The sequence below is a fragment of the Streptomyces sp. NPDC059989 genome, assembly GCF_042736975.1.
Lineage (GTDB): Bacteria > Actinomycetota > Actinomycetes > Streptomycetales > Streptomycetaceae > Streptomyces.
The window spans coordinates 172792-179596 of the sequence record NZ_JBHWUO010000015.1 but is presented as its reverse complement, the minus strand read 5'-3'; the positions used below and the strand labels follow the sequence as shown (position 1 = coordinate 179596).

Genomic DNA, 6805 nt, shown 5'->3' with positions numbered 1-6805 from the left:
CCCTTCCACCGTTCCCTGGGGCTCCGCCCCAGACCCCGCGCCTCAAACGCCGGCGGGGCTGGATTCGGCTGATGCCGCCGGGCATCTTCAGCCTCGCCGGCGTTTGAGGCGCGGGTCCGGGCAGAGCTCGGGAGCCCCGCGCAGCGGCCGCCCTCCGCATCCCGAACATGCCTGAGCGGCGCCGCCCCCTTCGGGGAGACGCCGCTCAGGTTTGGCTGCGGGCCGCGCTAGGGCTAGGCCTTGGCCTCGGCCAGGAGCTTCTGGACGCGGGACACGCCCTCCACCAGGTCCTCGTCGCCCAGGGCGTACGAGAGGCGGAGGTAGCCCGGGGTGCCGAAGGCCTCGCCCGGGACGACCGCGACCTCGACCTCGTCGAGGATCAGGGCCGCGAGCTCGACGGAGGTCTGCGGGCGCTTGCCGCGGATCTCCTTGCCGAGGAGGGCCTTGACCGACGGGTACACGTAGAACGCGCCCTCGGGGGTCGGGCAGACGACGCCGTCGATCTCGTTCAGCATCCGCACGATCGTCTGGCGGCGGCGGTCGAAGGCGGTGCGCATCTCGTGGACGGCGTCCAGGTTGCCGGAGACGGCGGCGAGCGCCGCGACCTGGGCCACGTTGGAGACGTTGGAGGTGGCGTGCGACTGCAGGTTCGTCGCGGCCTTGACCACGTCCTTGGGGCCGATGATCCAGCCCACCCGCCAGCCGGTCATCGCGTACGTCTTGGCGACTCCGTTGACGACGATGCACTTGTCGGCCAGCTCGGGGACGATCGCGGGGAGCGAGACGAACTTCGCGTCGCCGTAGACGAGGTGCTCGTAGATCTCGTCCGTGAGGACCCACAGGCCCTTCTCGGCGGCCCAGCGGCCGATCGCCTCGGCGTCGGCCTCGGTGTAGACGGCGCCCGTCGGGTTGGACGGGGAGACGAAGAGGACGACCTTCGTGCGCTCGGTGCGGGCCGCTTCCAGCTGCTCCACGGAGACGCGGTAGCCGGTGGTCTCGTCGGCGACGACCTCGACCGGGACACCGCCGGCGAGGCGGATCGACTCGGGGTAGGTGGTCCAGTACGGAGCCGGGACGATGACCTCGTCGCCCGGGTCCAGGATGGCGGCGAAGGCCTCGTAGATCGCCTGCTTGCCGCCGTTGGTGACCAGGACCTGCGACGCGTCGACCTCGTAGCCGGAGTCGCGCAGCGTCTTCGCGGCGATCGCGGCCTTGAGCTCGGGCAGGCCGCCGGCCGGCGTGTAGCGGTGGTACTTCGGGTTGCGGCAGGCCTCGACCGCGGCCTCGACGATGTAGTCCGGGGTCGGGAAGTCGGGCTCGCCCGCGCCGAAGCCGATCACCGGGCGCCCGGCGGCCTTGAGGGCCTTGGCCTTGGCGTCGACGGCGAGGGTGGCGGACTCGGAAATGGCGCCGATACGGGCGGACACCCGGCGCTCGGAGGAAGGCGTTGCAGAGGTCATGCGAGCAATCGTCCCAGACGGCCCAGAAGCGCCGCACACCGTTTCAGTTACCGGACCGGCGGATACCGGGTCGGGTTCTGTTCGACGTCAGGGCCCGGTTCACGTACACTCACCTGTCGTTGGACCTCGCCAGCCGCTCCAGAGCGTGAGCACTCCGTGCACTCGCCCGGATGCGGTAGGTTGGGGGACGCAAAGGGTCGTAGCTCAATTGGTAGAGCACTGGTCTCCAAAACCAGCGGTTGGGGGTTCGAGTCCCTCCGGCCCTGCTCCACACTCCTTCTCGGATGTGTGTGCGCAGGTACGTACTTCGATGCAACGCCGTGCGGCGCAACCGGGCGCGGTACGGCCACGACCCGGATTCAGGTGAGAGACGTGACGGACGCCCTGGGCTCCATCGACATGCCTGACGCCGAGGACGAGACTCGCGAGAAGAAGGCCCGCAAGGGCGGCAAGCGCGGCAAGAAGGGTCCTCTGGGCCGGCTCGCGCTGTTCTACCGCCAGATCGTCGCGGAACTCCGCAAGGTTGTATGGCCCACTCGCAACCAGCTCACGACGTACACCACCGTGGTGATTGTCTTCGTGGTCATCATGATCGGTCTGGTGACCGTGATTGACTATGGGTTCCAGGAAGCCATCAAGTTCGTCTTCGGCTGATCCCCGCGGAGGGCGGCGCCTTGATGGGTGCCGCCCGTTTTCGCATGTTCCACCACCTTTTGTATTCCAGGAAGAAGCAGCCACCGTGTCTGACCCGAACCTGAACGTGAGCCACGACTCCGTCGAGTCCGTCGAGGACGAGCTCGACATCGTCGAGGCGGCAGACGCTGTGGAGCCCGATGAGGCCGAGCTCGCCGACGCCGAGGCGGGGGTCGCCGCCGAAGAGGCTGCGCTGCACGTCGAGGACGAGACCGAGGCTGACGCCGAGATCGAGGACGACGCCGAGGTCGAGGCGGCTGCCGACGACGCCGACGAAGCCGAGGAAGAGGGCGACGTCGAGGCCGCGGCCGACGAGGAGGCCGCCGAGGTCGAGCCCGCCGAGCCCGTCGACCCCATCCAGGCCCTGCGCGACGAACTGCGCCTCCTGCCCGGCGAGTGGTACGTGATCCACACCTACGCCGGCTACGAGAAGCGCGTGAAGGCGAACCTCGAACAGCGTGCCGTCTCGCTGAACGTCGAGGAGTTCATCTACCAGGCCGAGGTGCCCGAGGAAGAGATCGTCCAGATCAAGAACGGCGAGCGCAAGAACGTCCGGCAGAACAAGCTGCCCGGTTACGTTCTCGTCCGCATGGATCTGACGAACGAGTCCTGGGGCGTCGTCCGCAACACGCCTGGCGTCACCGGCTTCGTGGGCAACGCGTACGACCCGTACCCGCTGACCCTGGACGAGATCGTCAAGATGCTCGCGCCGGAGGCCAAGGAGAAGGCCGAGAAGGCCGCCGCCGAGGCTGCCGGTCTGCCGGCTCCCGCCGTCAAGCGCACCATCGAGGTCCTGGACTTCGAGGTCGGCGACTCGGTCACCGTCACCGACGGCCCGTTCGCGACGCTGCAGGCCACGATCAACGAGATCAACCCGGACTCGAAGAAGGTCAAGGGTCTCGTCGAGATCTTCGGCCGCGAGACCCCGGTCGAGCTCAGCTTCGACCAGATCCAGAAGAACTGATCCACCGCTTCTGAGACACAGCTTCCGGACAGGTCAGATCGCCCCTCGAAGGGCGGTCTGACCTGCTCGGTTTTTAGCCCCGCACCGATACCCGTTATCGTGGTGCGGTATGCCTCCATCCGGATGACCGGTTGGCGGCGAAAAACTCTCACTAGGACCCGGAGAGAGCAATGCCTCCCAAGAAGAAGAAGATCACGGGGCTCATCAAGCTCCAGATCAAGGCCGGTGCGGCCAACCCGGCTCCGCCGGTCGGCCCCGCGCTCGGTCAGCACGGCGTCAACATCATGGAGTTCTGCAAGGCCTACAACGCCGCGACCGAGTCGCAGCGTGGCATGGTCGTGCCGGTGGAGATCACGGTCTACGACGACCGTTCCTTCACCTTCATCACCAAGACTCCGCCGGCCGCGCGCCTCATCCTGAAGGCCGCGGGCATCGAGAAGGGCTCCGGCGAGCCGCACAAGACCAAGGTCGCCAAGCTTTCCGGCGCCCAGGTCCGCGAGATCGCCGAGCTGAAGATGCCCGACCTGAACGCCAACGACGTCGATGCCGCGATGAAGATCATCGCCGGCACCGCGCGCTCGATGGGCGTCACGGTCGAAGGCTGATCCAGCCACCCTCCAGCACCACCAGTGGTAGGACCAAGCGCTGGTCCGCACCACGACTCCATGCCTGAAGCCACAACACAGGAGCAGAAGTGAAGCGCAGCAAGACTCTCCGCGCTGCGGACGCCAAGATCGACCGGGAGAAGCAGTACGCCCCGCTCGAGGCCGTCCGTCTCGCCAAGGAGACCTCCGCGACCAAGTTCGACAGCACCGTCGAGGTCGCCTTCCGCCTGGGTGTCGACCCGCGCAAGGCCGACCAGATGGTGCGTGGCACCGTGAACCTCCCGCACGGCACCGGCAAGACCGCCCGGGTCCTGGTCTTCGCGACCGGTGACCGTGCTGCGGCCGCGGAAGCCGCCGGCGCCGACATTGTCGGCGACGACGAGCTGATCAACGAGATCGCCAAGGGCAACCGCCTGAACGAGTTCGACGCCGTTGTGGCCACCCCGGACCTCATGGGCAAGGTCGGCCGCCTCGGCCGCGTGCTCGGTCCCCGTGGCCTCATGCCGAACCCGAAGACCGGCACCGTCACGATGGACGTCGCGAAGGCTGTCACCGAGATCAAGGGTGGCAAGATCGAGTTCCGCGTCGACAAGCACTCGAACCTGCACTTCATCATCGGCAAGGTCTCCTTCTCCGATGAGCAGCTGGTCGAGAACTACGGCGCGGCCCTGGACGAGATCCTTCGTCTGAAGCCGTCCGCCGCGAAGGGCCGCTACATCAAGAAGGCCGCCCTGAGCACCACGATGGGTCCCGGCATCCAGCTGGACTCGAACCGCACCCGGAACCTCCTCGTCGAGGAAGACCCGGCCGCGGTCTGAGCCCTCTGACGGCTTCCCGGCCGTCCAGGCTCACCGAGTGGCTGAACGGGCCCCTCGCCCCCCTCACGGGGTGGCGGGGGGCCCGTTTCCGTGTTTAGGGCCACATGTCCCTCGATCGGGGCTTAAAACCCGCGCATGTGGATGATCGGTGAACGTATGGTCGACTCACGTAGTCGATCAATCAAGGGGTGGGGACCTCCGTGTCTGTGTACCGGAAGAAGACCGTCGGCGCCGCGCTGGCCGCCGTACTGCTCGTGGGCGGGGCCACGGCGTGTGAGAACGGCAAGAAGGAAGACTCGGGCAAGGCGGCGGGGGCCGGGGCCGGTGCAACCGCTTCGCCGTCCGCGCCGGCTGCCAAGGGCGCCGCCGAGGCGAGCCCGGTCGCCCTCCTGGAGGGCACCAAGAAGAAGTCGGAGGAGATCACCTCCCTCCGCTACGCCATGGTCGGCGAAGCCGCGGGACAGAAGGTCACCGGCGAGGTCTCCATGCGGCTCAAGCCGTCCGTGGCCATGGCGATGACGATGGACTCGCCCGAGAAGCCGGGCGAGAAGGTCGGCATCCGCCTGATCGACGGTGCCATGTACCTGGGCTCCGACGGCAAGTGGCTGAAGTTCGACCTCAAGACCCTGGCCCCCGAGCAGGCCAAGGAGCTGGACGCGCTCGGCTCGGCCCAGCAGGGCCAGAACCCGGGCGACGCGGCCGCGGGCCTGAGCACCGCCAAGGACCTCAAGACGGTCGGCGAGGAGACCGTCGACGGCCAGAAGACGACGCACCTCGCAGGCACCGTCACGATCGACGAGCTGCGGGCCGCCAGCGCCGCCTCCACCCCCGAGGCCAAGGAGCGCCGGGAGAAGAGCGTCAAGTCGCTGGAGGACGAGGGCATCAAGTCCCTGACCATGGACATCTGGATCGACGAGGTCGGCCAGGCCAAGCAGGTCCGCACCCGGGCCGCGGGCAGCTCCGGCCCGATGGACATGACCATCAAGTTCCTGGACATCAACAAGCCGGTCGAGATCACCGCGCCGCCGGCCGAGCAGGTCATCGACCTGGCCGAGATGGTGAAGGACTCGGGCGAGGGCGCCGCCTGATCGGCGCAGCACCACCGCAGTACGGAGATCGGCACATGGGGGAGAACGAATGAACAAGGCTGTCCTGACCCGGGCCGGCGTCGCCGCGGCGGGGGCCGCACTGCTCGTGGGCGGCCTCACGGCCTGCGGGGGCGACAAGGCCGGCGGGGACGCCAAGGGCGGCGCGGACGGGGCCAAGGCCGCGGAGGCCAAGACCCCGACGCCCGCGGACGCGGTGAAGGCGTCGTACCTGAAGACGGTGCCCGCCAGGGTCGCTGCGATGGACATGACCATCACCGGCAGCGACGGCAAGCCGGACCACATCACCGGGACGAAGGGCTGGTACCCGTCCACCACCGGCATCGACGGCAAGGGCTCGGAGTCCGGGAACCAGCTCATGATCGGCGACAGCATCTACACCCACACGGACAAGCCGGTACAGGGCAAGTCCTGGATGAAGATGAACCTGAACAAGGACGGCAAGCCCCGGTACCAGCTCAACGACGACCCGGCCGAGTACCTCGCGCTGCTGCTGGGCCAGGAGAAGCTCACGCTCGTCGGCGCGGAGCAGATCGACGGCGCCGAGGCCCAGCACTTCAAGGGCACCTTCACCCATGCGGACCTGCTCAAGGCGGACGAGTCCACCAAGGTGATGGAGGAGGCGAACCGCCAGTACCTCCGCGAGGCGGTGAAGGACGTCGCCGGCCTGGAAGTGGACCTGTGGATCGGCAAGGCCGGCTACCCCGTCCGCGTCGACGCGGTGCGGACGATCGCCAAGGTCACGGGCGCGACGAAGATCTCGGCCAAGTTCTCCGACTACGGCACGGCCCTGCCGGTCGTGGCGCCGCCCGCGGACCAGGTGGCCGACTTCGACGAGGTCATGAAGGGCATCGACGAGAGCCTCAAGGAGACCGACCGGAAGCTGGACGAGGCCGATCAGACGCTCAAGGACGCCGGACTGGGCGGTCTGAAGCGGTCCTGAGGGGGTCCCGAGAGGGACGATTTGCCTTGGCTCGACCGCTTCACGTATGCTTCCCCGGAAGCCAAAGACCGCTGGTCGTTGCCGTGCCCGCAAGGGAGCGGTGGCCGAAGGATCCGCTGAGTGCGGACGTCCTGCGCAGGTGACTGTGGAAAGTTCCCGGGATTCGTTCCGGTTGAGCTACGCCCTGGCGCCTGCGCCGGGGCGTTTCGTATTTCA

Annotated in this window: 7 protein-coding genes and 1 tRNA gene; 7 read left to right on the top strand and 1 reads right to left on the bottom strand. The window is 67.9% G+C overall.

What is annotated here, in order from left to right:
- Positions 1-233: 233 nt before the first annotated feature.
- Positions 234-1460: a pyridoxal phosphate-dependent aminotransferase gene (locus tag ACFWBN_RS16410; RefSeq protein ID WP_385176974.1), complete on the bottom strand. Its 1227-nt coding sequence runs from the start codon at positions 1458-1460 to the stop codon at positions 234-236.
- Positions 1461-1653: 193 nt separating this feature from the next.
- Between ACFWBN_RS16410 and ACFWBN_RS16405 the strand changes: the two genes are divergently transcribed.
- The 7 genes from ACFWBN_RS16405 to ACFWBN_RS16375 all read left to right on the top strand — a co-directional run bounded on the left by ACFWBN_RS16405 (position 1654) and on the right by ACFWBN_RS16375 (position 6589).
- Positions 1654-1726: transfer RNA gene (locus ACFWBN_RS16405), tRNA-Trp, on the top strand.
- Positions 1727-1832: 106 nt separating this feature from the next.
- Positions 1833-2114, top strand: a complete 282-nt coding sequence (gene secE, locus ACFWBN_RS16400; RefSeq protein WP_030825982.1) for a preprotein translocase subunit SecE — start codon at positions 1833-1835, stop codon at positions 2112-2114.
- Positions 2115-2199: 85 nt separating this feature from the next.
- Complete coding sequence (gene nusG / locus ACFWBN_RS16395) at positions 2200-3117, top strand: transcription termination/antitermination protein NusG (protein ID WP_385176972.1); 918 nt, start codon at positions 2200-2202, stop codon at positions 3115-3117.
- A 170-nt stretch (positions 3118-3287) separates the two neighbouring features.
- Positions 3288-3722, top strand: coding sequence for a 50S ribosomal protein L11 (gene rplK, locus ACFWBN_RS16390; protein ID WP_266905484.1), 435 nt, complete (start codon positions 3288-3290; stop codon positions 3720-3722).
- An 89-nt stretch (positions 3723-3811) separates the two neighbouring features.
- Positions 3812-4540 (top strand): 50S ribosomal protein L1, encoded by a 729-nt coding sequence (gene rplA, locus ACFWBN_RS16385; protein WP_266996557.1) that lies wholly within the window; start codon positions 3812-3814, stop codon positions 4538-4540.
- Positions 4541-4740: 200 nt separating this feature from the next.
- Positions 4741-5628 (top strand): LppX_LprAFG lipoprotein, encoded by an 888-nt coding sequence (locus ACFWBN_RS16380; RefSeq protein ID WP_385176969.1) that lies wholly within the window; start codon positions 4741-4743, stop codon positions 5626-5628.
- Between the two features lie 49 nt (positions 5629-5677).
- Positions 5678-6589, top strand: coding sequence for a hypothetical protein (locus ACFWBN_RS16375; protein ID WP_385176967.1), 912 nt, complete (start codon positions 5678-5680; stop codon positions 6587-6589).
- Positions 6590-6805 lie beyond the last annotated feature (216 nt).

Coding starts and splice junctions, on each gene's coding strand:
- ACFWBN_RS16410 (WP_385176974.1), bottom strand. CDS start 1,460: ATGACCTCTGCAACGCCTTCCTCCGAGCGCCGGGTGTCCGCCCGTATC.
- ACFWBN_RS16375 (WP_385176967.1), top strand. CDS start 5,678: ATGAACAAGGCTGTCCTGACCCGGGCCGGCGTCGCCGCGGCGGGGGCC.
- rplK (WP_266905484.1), top strand. CDS start 3,288: ATGCCTCCCAAGAAGAAGAAGATCACGGGGCTCATCAAGCTCCAGATC.